Annotated in this window: 8 protein-coding genes, 3 tRNA genes and 3 rRNA genes; 11 read left to right on the top strand and 3 right to left on the bottom strand. The window is 41.5% G+C overall.

Annotated features, from left to right (window positions below; all coding sequences use genetic code 11):
• Positions 1-184 precede the first annotated feature (184 nt).
• From CKV69_RS01280 to rrf, 5 genes are all read left to right on the top strand, one after another.
• A 16S ribosomal RNA gene (locus tag CKV69_RS01280) occupies positions 185-1,726 on the top strand.
• Between the two features lie 83 nt (positions 1,727-1,809).
• A tRNA-Ile gene (locus CKV69_RS01285) sits at positions 1,810-1,886 on the top strand.
• 61 nt (positions 1,887-1,947) lie between these two features.
• Positions 1,948-2,023, top strand: a tRNA-Ala gene (locus tag CKV69_RS01290).
• Between the two features lie 321 nt (positions 2,024-2,344).
• Positions 2,345-5,244: ribosomal RNA gene (locus tag CKV69_RS01295) — 23S ribosomal RNA — on the top strand.
• Positions 5,245-5,396: 152 nt separating this feature from the next.
• A 5S ribosomal RNA gene (rrf, locus tag CKV69_RS01300) occupies positions 5,397-5,512 on the top strand.
• The 16S, 23S and 5S rRNA genes sit together here with 2 tRNA genes alongside, the layout of an rRNA operon.
• A gap of 167 nt (positions 5,513-5,679) precedes the next feature.
• On the opposite strand, the gene CKV69_RS10740 is transcribed toward rrf, so the two are convergent.
• Both CKV69_RS10740 and CKV69_RS01310 read right to left on the bottom strand, forming a co-directional pair.
• On the bottom strand, positions 5,680-6,351 hold the full coding sequence (locus CKV69_RS10740; protein ID WP_014325821.1) for a DUF7424 family protein: 672 nt from the start codon (positions 6,349-6,351) through the stop codon (positions 5,680-5,682).
• A 260-nt stretch (positions 6,352-6,611) separates the two neighbouring features.
• Positions 6,612-6,696: transfer RNA gene (locus CKV69_RS01310), tRNA-Leu, on the bottom strand.
• Between the two features lie 311 nt (positions 6,697-7,007).
• On the opposite strand from CKV69_RS01310, the gene hutX reads away from it, so the two are divergent.
• The 4 genes from hutX to rpsO all read left to right on the top strand — a co-directional run bounded on the left by hutX (position 7,008) and on the right by rpsO (position 11,411).
• Positions 7,008-7,499, top strand: coding sequence for a heme utilization cystosolic carrier protein HutX (gene hutX / locus CKV69_RS01315; RefSeq protein ID WP_014325839.1), 492 nt, complete (start codon positions 7,008-7,010; stop codon positions 7,497-7,499).
• A gap of 15 nt (positions 7,500-7,514) precedes the next feature.
• Positions 7,515-8,030, top strand: a complete 516-nt coding sequence (gene hutZ / locus CKV69_RS01320) for a heme utilization protein HutZ (RefSeq protein ID WP_005751227.1) — start codon at positions 7,515-7,517, stop codon at positions 8,028-8,030.
• Between the two features lie 41 nt (positions 8,031-8,071).
• A complete protein-coding gene (locus tag CKV69_RS01325; protein WP_025248431.1) occupies positions 8,072-10,975 on the top strand; it encodes a TonB-dependent hemoglobin/transferrin/lactoferrin family receptor in 2,904 nt (967 codons plus the stop codon).
• A gap of 166 nt (positions 10,976-11,141) precedes the next feature.
• A complete protein-coding gene (gene rpsO / locus CKV69_RS01330; protein ID WP_005721273.1) occupies positions 11,142-11,411 on the top strand; it encodes a 30S ribosomal protein S15 in 270 nt (89 codons plus the stop codon).
• A 138-nt stretch (positions 11,412-11,549) separates the two neighbouring features.
• Here the strand turns inward: rpsO and apbC are convergent, their stop codons facing one another.
• Positions 11,550-12,662: an iron-sulfur cluster carrier protein ApbC gene (gene apbC / locus CKV69_RS01335; RefSeq protein WP_014325841.1), complete on the bottom strand. Its 1,113-nt coding sequence runs from the start codon at positions 12,660-12,662 to the stop codon at positions 11,550-11,552.
• Positions 12,663-12,843: 181 nt separating this feature from the next.
• Between apbC and metG the strand changes: the two genes are divergently transcribed.
• On the top strand, positions 12,844-14,892 hold the full coding sequence (gene metG, locus CKV69_RS01340) for a methionine--tRNA ligase (protein WP_014325842.1): 2,049 nt from the start codon (positions 12,844-12,846) through the stop codon (positions 14,890-14,892).
• Positions 14,893-15,025: 133 nt separating this feature from the next.
• Positions 15,026-17,185: a bifunctional 23S rRNA (guanine(2069)-N(7))-methyltransferase RlmK/23S rRNA (guanine(2445)-N(2))-methyltransferase RlmL gene (gene rlmKL / locus CKV69_RS01345; RefSeq protein ID WP_014325843.1), complete on the top strand. Its 2,160-nt coding sequence runs from the start codon at positions 15,026-15,028 to the stop codon at positions 17,183-17,185.
• The last annotated feature ends 183 nt before the right edge of the window (positions 17,186-17,368 follow it).

Below are 17,368 nucleotides of genomic sequence, written 5' to 3' on the forward strand. Positions count from 1 at the left end.
CTCGCGTCGTTGTTTTTTGTTCTTTAACAATCTAACAGACAATCTGTGTGGGCACTTGTTGATTGATTTCATTTAAAAAATTTTAAAATTGAAGTCTTAATAGGTGCTTAATACTGAAAATTCATGATACTTTTGAAGTAAATGTAAACTTTTAGCTAAGCAGTTTATTGAGCGATTGAACTTTGAATTGAAGAGTTTGATCATGGCTCAGATTGAACGCTGGCGGCAGGCTTAACACATGCAAGTCGAACGGTAGCAGGAAGAAAGCTTGCTTTCTTTGCTGACGAGTGGCGGACGGGTGAGTAATGCTTGGGAATCTGGCTTATGGAGGGGGATAACTGTGGGAAACTGCAGCTAATACCGCGTATTCTCTGAGGAGGAAAGGGTGGGACCTTAGGGCCACCTGCCATAAGATGAGCCCAAGTGGGATTAGGTAGTTGGTGGGGTAAAGGCCTACCAAGCCTGCGATCTCTAGCTGGTCTGAGAGGATGACCAGCCACACTGGAACTGAGACACGGTCCAGACTCCTACGGGAGGCAGCAGTGGGGAATATTGCGCAATGGGGGGAACCCTGACGCAGCCATGCCGCGTGAATGAAGAAGGCCTTCGGGTTGTAAAGTTCTTTCGGTAATGAGGAAGGGATGTTGTTAAATAGATAGCATCATTGACGTTAATTACAGAAGAAGCACCGGCTAACTCCGTGCCAGCAGCCGCGGTAATACGGAGGGTGCGAGCGTTAATCGGAATAACTGGGCGTAAAGGGCACGCAGGCGGACTTTTAAGTGAGATGTGAAATCCCCGAGCTTAACTTGGGAACTGCATTTCAGACTGGGAGTCTAGAGTACTTTAGGGAGGGGTAGAATTCCACGTGTAGCGGTGAAATGCGTAGAGATGTGGAGGAATACCGAAGGCGAAGGCAGCCCCTTGGGAATGTACTGACGCTCATGTGCGAAAGCGTGGGGAGCAAACAGGATTAGATACCCTGGTAGTCCACGCTGTAAACGCTGTCGATTTGGGGATTGGGCTATATGCTTGGTGCCCGAAGCTAACGTGATAAATCGACCGCCTGGGGAGTACGGCCGCAAGGTTAAAACTCAAATGAATTGACGGGGGCCCGCACAAGCGGTGGAGCATGTGGTTTAATTCGATGCAACGCGAAGAACCTTACCTACTCTTGACATCCTAAGAAGAGCTCAGAGATGAGTTTGTGCCTTCGGGAACTTAGAGACAGGTGCTGCATGGCTGTCGTCAGCTCGTGTTGTGAAATGTTGGGTTAAGTCCCGCAACGAGCGCAACCCTTATCCTTTGTTGCCAGCGATTCGGTCGGGAACTCAAAGGAGACTGCCAGTGACAAACTGGAGGAAGGTGGGGATGACGTCAAGTCATCATGGCCCTTACGAGTAGGGCTACACACGTGCTACAATGGTGCATACAGAGGGCAGCGAGAGTGCGAGCTTGAGCGAATCTCAGAAAGTGCATCTAAGTCCGGATTGGAGTCTGCAACTCGACTCCATGAAGTCGGAATCGCTAGTAATCGCAAATCAGAATGTTGCGGTGAATACGTTCCCGGGCCTTGTACACACCGCCCGTCACACCATGGGAGTGGGTTGTACCAGAAGTAGATAGCTTAACCTTCGGGGGGGCGTTTACCACGGTATGATTCATGACTGGGGTGAAGTCGTAACAAGGTAACCGTAGGGGAACCTGCGGTTGGATCACCTCCTTACCTAAAATGGAACGACTGCAAGTGTTCACACAGATTGTTTGGTAGATTGTGTCAATGAAGAGACAAAAAACCGAAATCCTTTTGGGTCTGTAGCTCAGGTGGTTAGAGCGCACCCCTGATAAGGGTGAGGTCGGTGGTTCAAGTCCACTCAGACCCACCACTCAAGCGAAAGCAAAAGAGTGAAGCGAAAAGGGATGACGGCGCATTGTAATGATGTGAATGGGGATATAGCTCAGCTGGGAGAGCGCCTGCCTTGCACGCAGGAGGTCAGCGGTTCGATCCCGCTTATCTCCACCAAATCATCATTGCTAAGTGTTTTGTGTAAATGGCATTAGTCTGGATAGGTTAATGGTTTTTACATTAAGAATATTTAGCAATGATGAGCGAAAAATGGCGAAGCCATTTTGACTTGTCTTTATTGTTCTTTAAAAAATTGGAAACAAGCTGAAAAACTGAAGAGATTTTCGAAAGAAAGTCTGAGTAGAAAAAATCTTGCATGAAAAAAGGCATGCAAGTGTTTAGCGTTTAAACACAACATCAAGGTGATGAAACTTGATTAATGCATTAGCAAAGGTTAATGGATTAATTGAGATTAAGTAAGAATACTTGAGGTTGTATGGTTAAGTGACTAAGCGTACAGGGCGGATGCCTTGGCAATCAGAGGCGATGAAGGACGTGCTAATCTGCGAAAAGCTTGGATGAGTCGATAAGAGGCGTTTAATCCAAGATGTCCGAATGGGGAAACCCGATGGATGAAGAATCCATCATTTCATGGTGAATACATAGCGATGAAAGGCGAACCGGGAGAACTGAAACATCTAAGTACCCCGAGGAAAAGAAATCAACCGAGATTCTGTGAGTAGCGGCGAGCGAAAGCGGAAGAGCCAGTAAGTTTTAGCTAGCATATTAGAGGAATTGGCTGGGAAGCCAAATCAAAGAGGGTGATAATCCCGTACTCGAAAGTATGTTAGTGGAACTAAGCTTACGATAAGTAAGGCGGGACACGAGAAATCCTGTTTGAAGATGGGGGGACCATCCTCCAAGGCTAAATACTCCTGATTGACCGATAGTGAACCAGTACTGTGAAGGAAAGGCGAAAAGAACCCCGGTGAGGGGAGTGAAATAGAACCTGAAACCCTGTACGTACAAGCAGTAGGAGCGAGGGCAACCTTGTGACTGCGTACCTTTTGTATAATGGGTCAGCGACTTATATTTTGTAGCGAGGTTAACTGAATAAGGGAGCCGAAGGGAAACCGAGTCTTAACTGGGCGTTGAGTTGCAAGGTATAGACCCGAAACCCGGTGATCTAGCCATGGGCAGGTTGAAGGTTGGGTAACACTAACTGGAGGACCGAACCGACTAATGTTGAAAAATTAGCGGATGACTTGTGGCTGGGGGTGAAAGGCCAATCAAACCGGGAGATAGCTGGTTCTCCCCGAAATCTATTTAGGTAGAGCCTTGAGCGGACACCTTCGGGGGTAGAGCACTGTTTCGGCTAGGGGTCCATCCCGGATTACCAACCCGATGCAAACTGCGAATACCGAAGAGTGATACTCAGGAGACACACGGCGGGTGCTAACGTTCGTCGTGGAGAGGGAAACAACCCAGACCGCCAGCTAAGGTCCCGAAGTCTATATTAAGTGGGAAACGAAGTGGGAAGGCTTAGACAGCTAGGATGTTGGCTTAGAAGCAGCCATCATTTAAAGAAAGCGTAATAGCTCACTAGTCGAGTCGGCCTGCGCGGAAGATGTAACGGGGCTCAAATATAGCACCGAAGCTGCGGCATCAGAATTTATTCTGTTGGGTAGGGGAGCGTTGTGTAAGCGGATGAAGGTGGCTCGAGAGGGTTGCTGGACGTATCACAAGTGCGAATGCTGACATAAGTAACGATAAAACGAGTGAAAAACTCGTTCGCCGGAAGACCAAGGGTTCCTGTCCAACGTTAATCGGGGCAGGGTGAGTCGGCCCCTAAGGCGAGGCTGAAAAGCGTAGTCGATGGGAAACGGGTTAATATTCCCGTACTTGGATAAACTGCGATGTGGGGACGGAGAAGGTTAGGTTAGCAGACTGTTGGATGTCTGTTTAAGGTGGTAGGTGGAAGACTTAGGCAAATCCGGGTCTTTATAAACACTGAGAGCTGATGACGAGGTCTTAAGGGACTGAAGTAACTGATACCCTGCTTCCAGGAAAAGCCACTAAGCTTCAGGTTTATCTAAACCGTACTGAAAACCGACACAGGTGGTCAGGTAGAGAATACTCAGGCGCTTGAGAGAACTCGGGTGAAGGAACTAGGCAAAATAGCACCGTAACTTCGGGAGAAGGTGCGCTTACAGTAATTGTAGTCCCTCGCGGATGAAGGTGAAGTAAGTCGAAGATACCAGCTGGCTGCAACTGTTTATTAAAAACACAGCACTCTGCAAACACGAAAGTGGACGTATAGGGTGTGATGCCTGCCCGGTGCTGGAAGGTTAATTGATGGTGTTATCGAAAGAGAAGCTCCTGATCGAAGCCCCAGTAAACGGCGGCCGTAACTATAACGGTCCTAAGGTAGCGAAATTCCTTGTCGGGTAAGTTCCGACCTGCACGAATGGCATAATGATGGCCAGGCTGTCTCCACCCGAGACTCAGTGAAATTGAAATCGCCGTGAAGATGCGGTGTACCCGCGGCTAGACGGAAAGACCCCGTGAACCTTTACTATAGCTTGACACTGAACATTGAATTTTGATGTGTAGGATAGGTGGGAGCCTTTGAAGCAGTGACGCCAGTCATTGTGGAGGCGACCTTGAAATACCACCCTTTAACGTTTGATGTTCTAACGAAGTGCCTGAAACGGGTACTCGGACAGTGTCTGGTGGGTAGTTTGACTGGGGCGGTCTCCTCCCAAAGCGTAACGGAGGAGCACGAAGGTTTGCTAATGACGGTCGGACATCGTCAGGTTAGTGCAATGGTATAAGCAAGCTTAACTGCGAGACAGACAAGTCGAGCAGGTGCGAAAGCAGGTCATAGTGATCCGGTGGTTCTGAATGGAAGGGCCATCGCTCAACGGATAAAAGGTACTCCGGGGATAACAGGCTGATACCGCCCAAGAGTTCATATCGACGGCGGTGTTTGGCACCTCGATGTCGGCTCATCACATCCTGGGGCTGAAGTAGGTCCCAAGGGTATGGCTGTTCGCCATTTAAAGTGGTACGCGAGCTGGGTTTAGAACGTCGTGAGACAGTTCGGTCCCTATCTGCCGTGGGCGTTGGATGATTGATTGGGGCTGCTCCTAGTACGAGAGGACCGGAGTGGACGCATCACTGGTGTTCCAGTTGTCTCGCCAGAGGCATTGCTGGGTAGCTAAATGCGGAAGAGATAAGTGCTGAAAGCATCTAAGCACGAAACTTGCCAAGAGATGAGTCATCCCTGACTTTAAGTCAGTAAGGGTTGTTGTAGACTACGACGTAGATAGGTTGGGTGTGTAAGTGTAGTGATACATTGAGCTAACCAATACTAATTGCCCGAGAGGCTTAACCATACAACGCTCAAGTGTTTTTGGGTGTTGAGTGAGATGTTAGACGAAGACGAAGAAGAGAAAATTACTTTAGACAGCTTGTTTTTGATTAAAGTGCGAGAGTGAAGAAAGCACGAAGGAAGAACAGAAGAATAGAGAAGACATCAACCGAATATCTTGGCGGCGATAGTGCAGTGGACCCACCTAACTCCATGCCGAACTTAGAAGTGAAACGCTGTAACGCCGATGGTAGTGTGGGGCTTCCCCATGTGAGAGTAGGACACCGCCAGGTCTGAATGAGAAGAAACCTCAAGTAGAGATACTTGAGGTTTTTTTTGTGTTTGGAGAGAGTGGGGATATGGGGAGAGTGTCATTTGCATAAAAAGCATGGAAATGAGGAAAGCTCAGGGGCGCCATGCTGTGATTACATGCACGATGACCCATTGATTGCAGCTAGATTTATTTTAGAATGTCATCAAGCTCAAAGCCTTTTGTCATCACACTTACACTTGGTGATGCTTCATATTGCCAGAGCATATCTGATGAAGCATTAGACAATTTCACTTCAATACTTTCCCCTTGTTTAAAGGTGAGGGGTAAGAAATCAACAGGGGAATCATTCACATAGGCGGAAATGAAGGTGACATCCAGAGCTTGATTTGTATCATTATTTATCTTGAGTGTTAGGCTTAATGCGAGGTCAGAGAGATATTCTCTATCCATAAAGTCACGGATATTTTTTGCTAATTTATCGCTTGTTTGAACATTTAAATAGTGATTTTTATAGCTATAAATATTTACGTTATGTTTTATCTCTGAGCTATCATCCAATTTCCCCACAGCAATAGGGATTTCAAAACTTGCAAAAGAATTAAAGTTTTTTTGATAGCATTCTTTATAAACAGCATTATCAAAAACATTAGGAATTTTTTGTTGAATTTGAATAAGGGCATCGGAGGGCTTTCTAGAGTCTTCATGGCTAGAACATGTTGCAATTTCAACATTTAAGATACCACTTTCTACTTTAATTGGCTCATTCAATAAGGCTTTTAATGAGATATCTTTTTCTATTTCTGCTTTACATGCACATAACGCAACGATGCAACAAGAAAGTACAAGCGTTTTTTTCATTTTAGCACTCCTTACTAAGATCCTAGGCTCTGAATTAAGTTATACCTGATTCCAAATTTACTACATATTGTTTTTACGGTAAAGCATTCTTCCGTTGTCAGTTGGTAATGAGAAAAGCAATAGCTCTAACACGATAAACGATGCCGAGATGAATCCAAAAACAGTGTGTTTTTATGAAAGTAGGGGATTTTATATTTGGAATATTAAAGATAAAGAAAAAGCCGACTTAACGTCGGCTTTTTTGTAATGCTATTTATCAATGGTGCCTAGGGCCGGACTCGAACCGGCACACCCGAAGGCGGTTGATTTTGAATCAACTGCGTCTACCAATTTCGCCACCCAGGCTAATATTGATAAAGAGCATCAAATTAGGTCTGTATTATACCTTTTCATTGATAGGTTACAAGCAAAAAATGATTTTAGATATTCAATTGTCTTTATTTTCATCAGTGTGGCTGTTCTCTCTTACTTTATTCAGGTGCAGTGAAGTAACCTTATAAAAATAAAGGTTTTTTGTTTAAATTTTAAATAACTTTTTTGTAAAAAGATCGCAGTTTCTTTTGAAAAAAAGACCGATTACAAATATAATTAAAAACTATTATCAATATTGATAATAATGGGATTTTAACCATGACATTTATAAGGATAAAGTCAAGATGATGCTAAAAGCACAAATTGCAGATTATATTACACAAAATCCACTGGCAATTACTTTGGATATGGCTTCGCACTTTGGCAAACCTGAAGGTGAAATTTTATGTGCTTTACCTGATGAGTTTGTTCGAGTGTTTCCTGCGGAACGTGCGGAGGAAGTGCTTGCTGAGATCAGTAGTTGGGGGATTTTCACGACCATTATTGAAAAAGAAGGATCGATTTTTGAAATTAAAGACCGTTTTCCGACCGGGATGGTTGGGCGTGGTTATTATAATTTGAATATGAAAGATGAAGAAGGCACGCTTCATGGTCACCTTAAATTAGATAACATCAGCAAAATTGCCTTTGTGAGTTTACCGTTTCGCGGTAAAGAAAGTTATAACATCGCATTTATTGCGAATAATGGGCAAACTATTTTTAAAGTTTATTTGGGGCGCGATGCTGAGCGTCAATTATTTCCAGAACAAGTTCAAAAATTTAAAGCATTTATTTAGAAGGTTAAAAAAGTAATGACAACAAATCGTCAAGAAGTATTACAAAATCGTTTAGGTCCAGAAATTCAAGAGTTAAAGGCACAATGTAAAACAGTCATGCTCGCTACTGTCGGTGAAGATGGTAATCCCAATGTGAGTTATGCGCCATTTGCAATTAATAATGGGGAATACCAAGTCTTTATTTCTACTATTGCACGTCATGCACGTAATCTACAAGAAGTACCAAAAGTTTCTTTAATGTTGATCGAAGATGAAAGTCAAAGTCGTCAGATTTTTGCTCGTCGTCGTTTATCTTTTGATGCGGTTGCGCGTGTTGTCGAGAGAGAAAGTGAAGAATGGCATTCTGGTGTTGAGGCACTCAAAGCAAGACATGGTGCATTAATGGATGAATTGTCTCGGATGAAAGATTTTCATTTGTTTAGTTTTAAGCCCTCACAAGGGTTATTTGTAAAAGGTTTTGGTCAAGCTTTCCAAGTGAGTAATGATGATTTAGTGAGCTTTGTTCACTTGGTTGAAGGACACCAAGAATAAATTTTGTCAACTTTTTAGGGTATTTACTTGAGGTTAGGAAAATGCGTACAACAACAATAAAATTTTCTGCAATTACATTGGCATTATTGAGTTATTGTGGGACCATTTTGGCGGATAGTCATCAAGAGGCGACTGAACTTGATACGATTACCGTTTCTTCTCAACAAGATGAGATGAATATTAAAGAGAAAAAAATCGGTGAAACTGTGAAAACGGCGAGTCAATTGAAACGCCAGCAAGTACAGGATAGTCGTGATCTTGTGCGCTATGAAACCGGTGTGACTGTGGTAGAAGCTGGACGTTTTGGTTCGAGCGGTTATGCCATTCGTGGTGTGGATGAGAACCGAGTAGCAATTACAGTAGATGGCTTACATCAAGCAGAAACCCTTTCTTCTCAAGGCTTTAAAGAATTATTCGAAGGTTACGGCAATTTTAACAATACCCGAAATAGTGTGGAAATTGAGACGTTGAAAGTCGCTAAAATCGCGAAAGGTGCTGATTCTGTAAAAGTGGGTAGTGGTTCTTTGGGAGGCGCTGTACTTTTTGAAACAAAAGATGCCAGAGATTTCCTGACTGAAAAAGATTGGCATATCGGCTATAAAGCGGGCTACTCAACGGCAGATAATCAGGGATTAAATGCAGTGACTCTTGCAGGTCGCTATCAAATGTTTGATGCATTGATTATGCATTCTAAGCGACATGGACATGAATTAGAAAATTATGACTATAAAAATGGCAGAGATATTCAAGGGAAAGAAAGAGAGAAAGCGGATCCTTATACGATTACGAAAGAAAGTACATTAGTGAAATTCTCTTTTTCGCCAACAGAAAATCATCGTTTTACAGTCGCTTCTGATACTTATCTTCAGCATTCCCGCGGACATGATCTTTCATATAATCTTGTTGCAACAACACATATTCAGTTAGATGAGAAAGAATCTCGTCATGCAAATGATTTGACAAAACGTAAAAATGTTTCCTTTACTTATGAAAATTATACTGTTACGCCATTTTGGGATACGCTCAAGTTAAGCTATTCACAACAAAGAATTACAACAAGAGCAAGAACAGAAGATTATTGTGATGGAAATGAGTTATGTGATTCTTATAAAAATCCATTAGGTCTCCAATTTAAAGATGGTCAGATTCTTGATCCTGCAGGGAATAAAATTAAACTACAGGGGTCTGGATTGAGCACTCAGATTGTAGATGAAAATGGAAAACCATTTCCTACAACAACAGGTACTAATAATGCTGCTTTTAGTAATAATTTACGACTCAGGCCTACAGGTTTTTGGTTAGATTGCTCGGTTTTTGACTGTAATAAACCATTCACTGTTTATAATATTAGTAATGGAACATATCAAGCAAGAGAGGTTCTACTGTCTGAAGAGATAACTGTGGATGGTAAATTATACAAAACAGCTAAGGAAGAAGGAGGGCTTCCAAATTATTTGATTTTACCTAATTCTAAAGGTTATCTTCCTTATGATTATAAAGAAAGGGATCTTAATACGAATACAAAACAAATTAATTTAGATTTAACTAAAACATTTTTAACTTTCAACATCGAAAATAATCTGTCATATGGTGGAGTTTATTCTCGGATAGAGAAAGAAATGATTAATAAAGCTGGTTATGAGGGGAGAAATCCTACTTGGTGGGCTGATAGAATTTTAGGGCAAAGTAGTTACTGTGGTTATAATGCATTGAAGTGTCCGAAACATGAGCCATTAACGTCATTTTTAATTCCAGTTGAAGCAACGACACAGTCATTATATTTTGCAAATATTCTTAAGGTACATAATATGATTAGCATAGATTTAGGATATCGTTATGATCATATTAAATATAACCCTGAATACACTCCAGGAGTAACTCCAAAAATTCCAGATGATATGGTAAAAGGTTTGTTTATTCCTATGCCAAAAGAGCCACAGCTAAAGGATTTTTATTATAACTATGCTAAATTTGGTGAGGCCTATAAAAAATGGAAAGAATATCTGCCAAAAAATGCGGAAGAAAATATTGCTTACATTGCTCAAGATAAGACATTTAAAAAACATTCTTATTCTCTTGGTGCAACTTTCGATCCTCTGAATTTTTTACGAGTACAAGTAAAATATTCAAAAGGGTTTAGAGCCCCGACTTCGGATGAACTTTATTTTACCTTTAAGCATCCAGATTTTACGATTTTACCGAACCCCGTGTTGAAACCAGAGGAAGCAAAAAATCAAGAGATTGCATTAACAGTGCACGATAATTGGGGATTTGTTAGCACAAGTGTTTTCCAAACAAAGTATCGTCATTTTATTGATTTAGCGTATTTAGGTTCAAGAAATTTATCGAATTCCGTGGGAGGGCAGGCACAAGCAAGAGATTTCCAAGTTTATCAAAATGTCAATGTCGATAATGCCAAAGTTAAAGGACTTGAAATTAATGCACGTTTGAATTTGGGATATTTTTGGCATGTGTTGGATGGATTTAATACGAGCTATAAATTCACTTACCAACGTGGTCGTTTGGATGGCGATCGTCCAATGAATGCGATTCAGCCTAAAGCTTCTGTTTTTGGTTTGGGCTACGATCATAAAGAAAATAAATTTGGCGCTGATTTATATATTACACGTGTGAGTGAGAAAAAAGCGAAAGACACTTATAATATGTTCTATAAAGAACAGGGATATAAAGATAGTGCTGTTCGTTGGAGAAGTGATGACTATACGCTAGTTGATGCGGTTGGTTATATTAAACCGATTAAGAATTTAACGTTACAGTTTGGCGTTTATAATTTGACAGACCGTAAATACTTGACATGGGAATCTGCTCGTTCGATTAAACCATTTGGTACAAGTAATTTAATTAATCAAAAAACAGGCGCAGGAATTAATCGTTTTTACTCACCAGGTCGTAACTTTAAACTCAGTGCCGAAATCACCTTCTAATCCTAAGCCTGCGTATGCAGGCTTTCTTTTTAGGGAAAGTGCGGTGGATTTGACAAAGATTTATTGCTTTTCTGTAAATCAATGCTAAAATTCACACTCCTTTGTCGTAGCTGGATTAGAGATCGGCTAGCGATGTATTTTTAACTTAACTTTTAGGAGTTATCAAATGTCTCTAAGTACAGAAAAAAAAGCAGCAATTGTTGCTGAATTTGGTCGTGATGCAAAAGATACCGGTTCTTCAGAAGTGCAAATCGCATTATTAACTGCACAAATCAACCACTTACAATCTCACTTTGCAACGCACAAAAAAGACCACCACGGTCGTCGTGGTTTATTGCGTATGGTTTCTCGTCGTCGTAAACTTTTAGATTACTTAAAACGTACTAATCTTGAGCTTTACACTTCAACTATCGCTCGTTTAGGTTTACGTCGCTAATTTGTATTAGGATTTATTCCAAACAAAAAACCCTTGATAATTTTATCAAGGGTTTTCTTTTTTCTGCATACTAGGCATGTTTAAATTATCGCAAAACACACCGCACATTTCGTGGAAAAGTGCGGTCATTTTTTTAATTTATTTTACTTCTTTAAACATGATCTCACTTGGGATTACTGAACCTTGCCAGTAAAGCTCAGTAGCGACTTTTTCAGCTAATTGCATAAACGATTGGGCAATGTCGCTTTCAGGTGCGGCGACAACGGTTGGGATACCTTTGTCTAAATCTTCACGTAAGCGAATATGTAATGCCTGTTGTCCTAAAACTTTGACATTATATTTTTGTGCAATGCGCTCAGCACCGCCTGTTCCGAAAATCGTTTCTTGATGACCACAATTGCTACAAATATGCATCGACATATTTTCGATAATGCCTAAAACGGGTACAGAAACACGCTCAAACATCGCCACACCTTTAATCGCATCCAGTAAAGCAATATCTTGTGGTGTTGTCACCACGACCGCCCCCGTCACTGGAATTTGTTGAGAAAGGGTCAGCTGGATATCCCCTGTACCCGGTGGCATATCAATGACTAAATAATCTAAATCAGGCCATAAGGTTTCTTGCAAAAGCTGACTTAAGGCACTGCTTGCCATTGGACCGCGCCAAATCGTAGCATTGTCCGGTTCCATTAAGAAACCAATGGAATTGGCAAAAATATGATGTGCTTGAATTGGGGTAATGTGCTGGTTATCTGGCGAAGTTGGGCGTTGATCAGCAACCCCTAACATGTGTGGAATAGATGGACCATAAATATCGGCATCTAAAATTCCAACACGAGCACCTTGTCTTTGTAAGGCAAGAGCAAGATTGACGGAAATAGTAGATTTTCCTACACCACCTTTACCCGATGTCACGGCAATAATATTTTTTACCCCTTTTACGGCTGGGTGGCTATTAGCGCGTTTTAATGTCGCGATTTGATAATTTAATTGCCATTTGATGTCTTTGCATTCTGCTAATGTGAGAAGTTCTGTGGAGAGAGCGCTCTTGAGTTGTTCGAATGCAGTATTCCAAGCAAACGGCATGCTGATTTCAATACGTAACGTCTCACCGCCTTTTTCAATTTTTTTGATAGCATTTAGGCTGACGAGATCTTTTTGTAAGCTAGGATGTTGAAATTGTTGAAATGTGTTTTGGATAGCTTGTTTTTGACTGTCCGTTAAACTGTCAGAAAATAAAATTCCCATTGATTTTATCCCGTTATTTTTGGTGGCTAATTAAAGCCCTAGTTAATCACTCAACTATATTTAACCACGAAGCTGTAGAACTGTTAAGCAGAAATGTGGAAAAGCGCGGTTAAAGTAGAAAAAATACTGCGAATAAGGTAACATAAGCGCCAATTTTTTGATGAAAAATAGGAATGATAACATGGCAAATTCGGCACGCGATATTTTGGTCACTTGCGCCTTACCTTATGCAAATGGTGCAATTCATTTAGGGCATTTATTAGAACATATTCAAGCAGATATTTGGGTGCGTTTCCAACGTATGCGTGGGCATAAAGTGCATTTTATTTGTGCAGATGATGCCCATGGCACACCAATCATGTTAAATGCGGATAAATTAGGTATTACACCAGAAGCATTAATTGCTCGCTCGAAAGCAGATCATGTGGCGGATTTTGAAGGCTTTAATATTAGCTATGATAATTATCATTCCACTCACAGCCCAGAAAATGAAGCCTTAACAGCAGAAATGTATAAAAAATTACGTGCTAATGGCTTTATTAAAAGTCGTACGATTTCACAATTATTTGATCCAGAAAAAGGCATGTTTTTACCTGATCGTTTTGTGAAAGGCACTTGCCCAAAATGTAAAGCAGAAGATCAATATGGTGATAACTGTGAGGTCTGTTCATCTACTTATAGCCCAACGGAATTAATTAATCCGCGTTCTGTAGTTTCTGGTGCTACTCCTGTATTAAAAGAATCGGAGCATTTCTTCTTTGATTTACCTGCGTTTGAAGGCATGTTAAAAGCGTGGATCAAATCCGGTTCATTACAACCTGAAATTGCCAACAAAATGCAAGAATGGTTTGAGTCGGGTTTACAACAATGGGATATTTCCCGTGATGCGCCGTATTTCGGCTTTAAAATTCCCGATACAGAAGATAAATATTTCTATGTCTGGTTAGATGCCCCAATTGGATATATGGCATCGTTTAAAAATTTGTGTGATAAAACAGGCTTAAATTTTGACGATTTCTGGAAAAAAGACAGCTCGGCAGAGCTTTATCACTTCATCGGTAAAGATATCGTGTATTTCCACAGTTTATTTTGGCCGGCGATGTTAGACGGTTGCGATTTACGCAAACCAACTAACGTGTTTGCCCATGGTTATGTGACTGTAAATGGGGTGAAAATGTCAAAATCTCGTGGCACTTTTATTCAAGCGTCCACCTACTTACGTCATTTAGCGCCAGAATATTTACGTTATTACTATGCGGCAAAATTGAATAACCGTATTGAAGATTTAGACTTAAATTTGGAAGACTTTGTACAACGTTTAAATGCGGATGTGGTGAATAAATTTGTCAATCTGGCTTCACGCAGTGCCGGTTTTATTACTAAGCGTTTTGATGGCAAATTATCAGCTGAGATTGCTGAACCTGAATTATTGGCAGAATTTGTAGAAAAAGCCGCGCAAATTGCGACTTATTATGAAGAACGCGAATTCGGTAAAGTCGTGCGTGAAGTGATGCAATTAGCGGATAAAGCGAATAAATACATTGATGACAAAGCGCCATGGGTAATGGCGAAAGAAGAGGGACGTGAGGCGGAATTACAAGCTGTTTGTTCAATGGCATTGCAATTATTCCGCGTCTTAGCCATTTATTTAAAACCAGTGATTCCACAAATTATTGCGCGTGCGGAAGCCTTCTTACAGGATGAGTTAACGTGGGAAAGCTTAAATCGCCCGCTGTTAAATCACGCAATTTTACCGTTTAAAGCGCTAGCACAGCGTTTAGACCTAAAACAGATTGAGGCAATTGTGAACGAAACCAAAGAACAATTTGTAGCCCAGCAGGCATTAGAGCAAAAAAATTCAGCAAAAGCAGAACCCGCTAGCCAAGTGGAACCAATCGCAGAGACGATCAGCATTGAAGATTTCGCGAAATTAGATTTACGTGTGGCGAAAGTGATGAAATGTGAAGCGGTGCCAGAATCAAACAAACTCTTACGTTTTGAGTTAGACTTAGGTGATCATACGCGTCAAGTGTTCTCTGGGATTAAAGAAGCATATAACAATCCTGCGGAATTAGAAGGGCGTTTTGTGGTGGTGATTGCCAACCTCGCACCACGTAAAATGCGTTTTGGCGTATCAGAAGGGATGATTTTAAGTGCGGGGACAGGTGGAGATGACTTGTTCTTATTGAATGCCGATCAAGGTGTTAAACCCGGTATGCAGGTAAAATAACCTTGAGTTAGTTCTTTCATGCAATAAAGTGCGGTAGAATTTTTGAATTTTTTACCGCACTTTTCCTTTCCTCCGTTTTTGCAGGTGAAAACCTGTTATAATTTCGCCCAGCTTGAATAACCAGAGAACATTTATGAAACAACTTTTTGCCACCACTGCCCGTGGTTTTGAAGAATTACTGAAAGTCGAACTAACCGACCTTGGTGCGATGGATTGCCAAATCACACAAGGCGGTGTGCACTTTCATGCCGATGAGGAAACGCAATATCGCGTGTTGTTATGGACACGTTTAGCCTCGCGGATTTTATTACCCATTGTGACTTGCAAAGTGTATAGCGATTTAGATTTGTATTCTGCGGTGGTGGGGCAAAATTGGTTGGATTATTTTGATGAAAAAGCCCATTTTATGGTGGATTTTAATGGCACAAACCGAGAAATTCGTCACACCCAATTTGGTGCCATGCGAGTCAAAGATGGGATTGTGGATTATTTTGAGCGTGTAGGTAAACCGCGTCCAAATGTAGATAAATCACAGCCCGATATTCGTATTCATGCCTATTTAAATCGCGAAGAATTAGTGATCTCCTTAGATTTAAGTGGTGATGCCTTACATATGCGCGGTTATCGTGAAGATACGGGCAAAGCCCCGTTACGTGAAACCTTAGCGGCAGCGATCGTCTTACGTTCAGGCTGGCAGCTGGGCACACCCTTAGTGGATCCAATGTGCGGTTCGGGTACCTTGCTGATTGAAGCAGCACAAATGCAAGCCAACATTGCCCCGCAATTACACCGTCTGCATTGGGGCTTTGATTTTTGGAAAGGGCACAATCAACAGGCGTGGGACAAAGTGAAAGGCGAGGCGATTGAATTAGCGGAGCAAACGTTTAACCAAAATCAAAAAGCGAATTTTTATGGCTGCGATCTTGATCATCGAGTACTGCAAAAAGCCAAACGCAATGCCCAAAATGCGGGTGTGGCACATCTTATTCAATGGCGACAAGGCGATGTAGCGGCATTAAAAAATCCATTTGTTGAAGCAAAAGGCACCGTGATTTGTAACCCACCTTATGGAGAGCGTTTAGGCACGACACCTGCTTTAATTGCGTTATATTCCGTGTTTGGACAACGTTTAAAACAACAGTTTGCCGATTGGAATGTATCGATTTTCAGTGGCGAGCCGGCGTTATTAGACTGCTTGCGTTTACGTTCACATCGCCAATTTAAAGCCAAAAATGGTCCACTCGACTGCGTGCAAAAAAATTATCATATTAGTGCCCGTGCAACAGCGAGTGACGAGAATACACAAAACTTGCCAGAAATTGACCGCACTTTAAGTGCTACTCAAGTGGCAGTGGATTTTGCCAATCGCTTACAAAAAAATAGCAAAAAAATTGAAAAATGGGCGAGACAACAAGGCATTAATGCCTATCGCTTATACGATGCGGATTTGCCAGAATATAACTTGGCGGTGGATCGCTATGATGATCATATTGTGGTACAAGAATATGCTGCACCCAAAAATATCGATGAAAACAAAGCACGTCAGCGCTTATTGGATGCGGTAACCGCTACCTTACAGGTAACAGGTGTAGAAACCAACAAACTGATTTTAAAAGTGCGCCAAAAACAAAAAGGCACCAATCAGTATGAAAAACTCGCCAACAAAGGTGACTATTTCTATGTCAATGAATATGGCGCCAAATTGTGGGTAAACCTAACGGATTATTTGGATACGGGACTTTTCCTCGATCATCGTTTAACCCGCAAAATGTTGGGGAAAATGGCGAAAGGCAAAGATGTCCTAAATTTATTTGCCTATACGGGATCGGCGACGGTACATATGGCGTTAGGTGGTGCAAAATCAACCACTACAGTGGATATGTCAAACACCTATTTAAACTGGGCGGAACAAAATCTGTTATTAAATGACTTGGAAGGTAAACAGCATAAGTTAATCCAAGCGGATTGCTTACAATGGTTAGCCCGTTGTGACCGTCAGTTTGATCTGATCTTCGTCGATCCACCGACATTTTCTAATTCAAAACGGATGGAAGATAGCTGGGATGTGCAACGTGATCACATTAAGTTAATGACCCAGTTAAAACGCATTTTACGTCCAAATGGCACCATCGTGTTTTCCAACAACAAACGAGGTTTTAAAATGGACGTTGAAGGCTTGGAAACGCTTGGCTTAAGTGCGGTAGATATTACAGCAAAAACCTTGCCATTGGATTTTGAACGCAATAAGCAAATTCATAATTGTTGGGTGGTGAGGTTGAAAGCCGATCTGTAAGCCAGCGAACAGATAACTTACCTTTTGTAAAATTAGCGGTACACTGGTTGTACCGCTGATTTTTTAACGCTATTTAGATGTTTTTTCATTTATTTTCAATATATCATCATCAATTTTAGATTTTTATCATCACTTCCATTTTTTTTATTTCCATTTCTTTACATTTGTTGACATTACTGACAA

The sequence above is a fragment of the Pasteurella multocida genome (assembly GCF_900187275.1).
Taxonomy (GTDB): Bacteria; Pseudomonadota; Gammaproteobacteria; order Enterobacterales; family Pasteurellaceae; genus Pasteurella; species Pasteurella multocida.

Bases quoted from the DNA above. Each gene is read 5' to 3' on its own strand.
- CKV69_RS10740 (WP_014325821.1), bottom strand. From the start codon at position 6,351: ATGAAAAAAACGCTTGTACTTTCTTGTTGCATCGTTGCGTTATGTGCA.
- hutX (WP_014325839.1), top strand. From the start codon at position 7,008: ATGATGCTAAAAGCACAAATTGCAGATTATATTACACAAAATCCACTG.
- hutZ (WP_005751227.1), top strand. From the start codon at position 7,515: ATGACAACAAATCGTCAAGAAGTATTACAAAATCGTTTAGGTCCAGAA.
- CKV69_RS01325 (WP_025248431.1), top strand. From the start codon at position 8,072: ATGCGTACAACAACAATAAAATTTTCTGCAATTACATTGGCATTATTG.
- rpsO (WP_005721273.1), top strand. From the start codon at position 11,142: ATGTCTCTAAGTACAGAAAAAAAAGCAGCAATTGTTGCTGAATTTGGT.
- apbC (WP_014325841.1), bottom strand. From the start codon at position 12,662: ATGGGAATTTTATTTTCTGACAGTTTAACGGACAGTCAAAAACAAGCT.
- metG (WP_014325842.1), top strand. From the start codon at position 12,844: ATGGCAAATTCGGCACGCGATATTTTGGTCACTTGCGCCTTACCTTAT.
- rlmKL (WP_014325843.1), top strand. From the start codon at position 15,026: ATGAAACAACTTTTTGCCACCACTGCCCGTGGTTTTGAAGAATTACTG.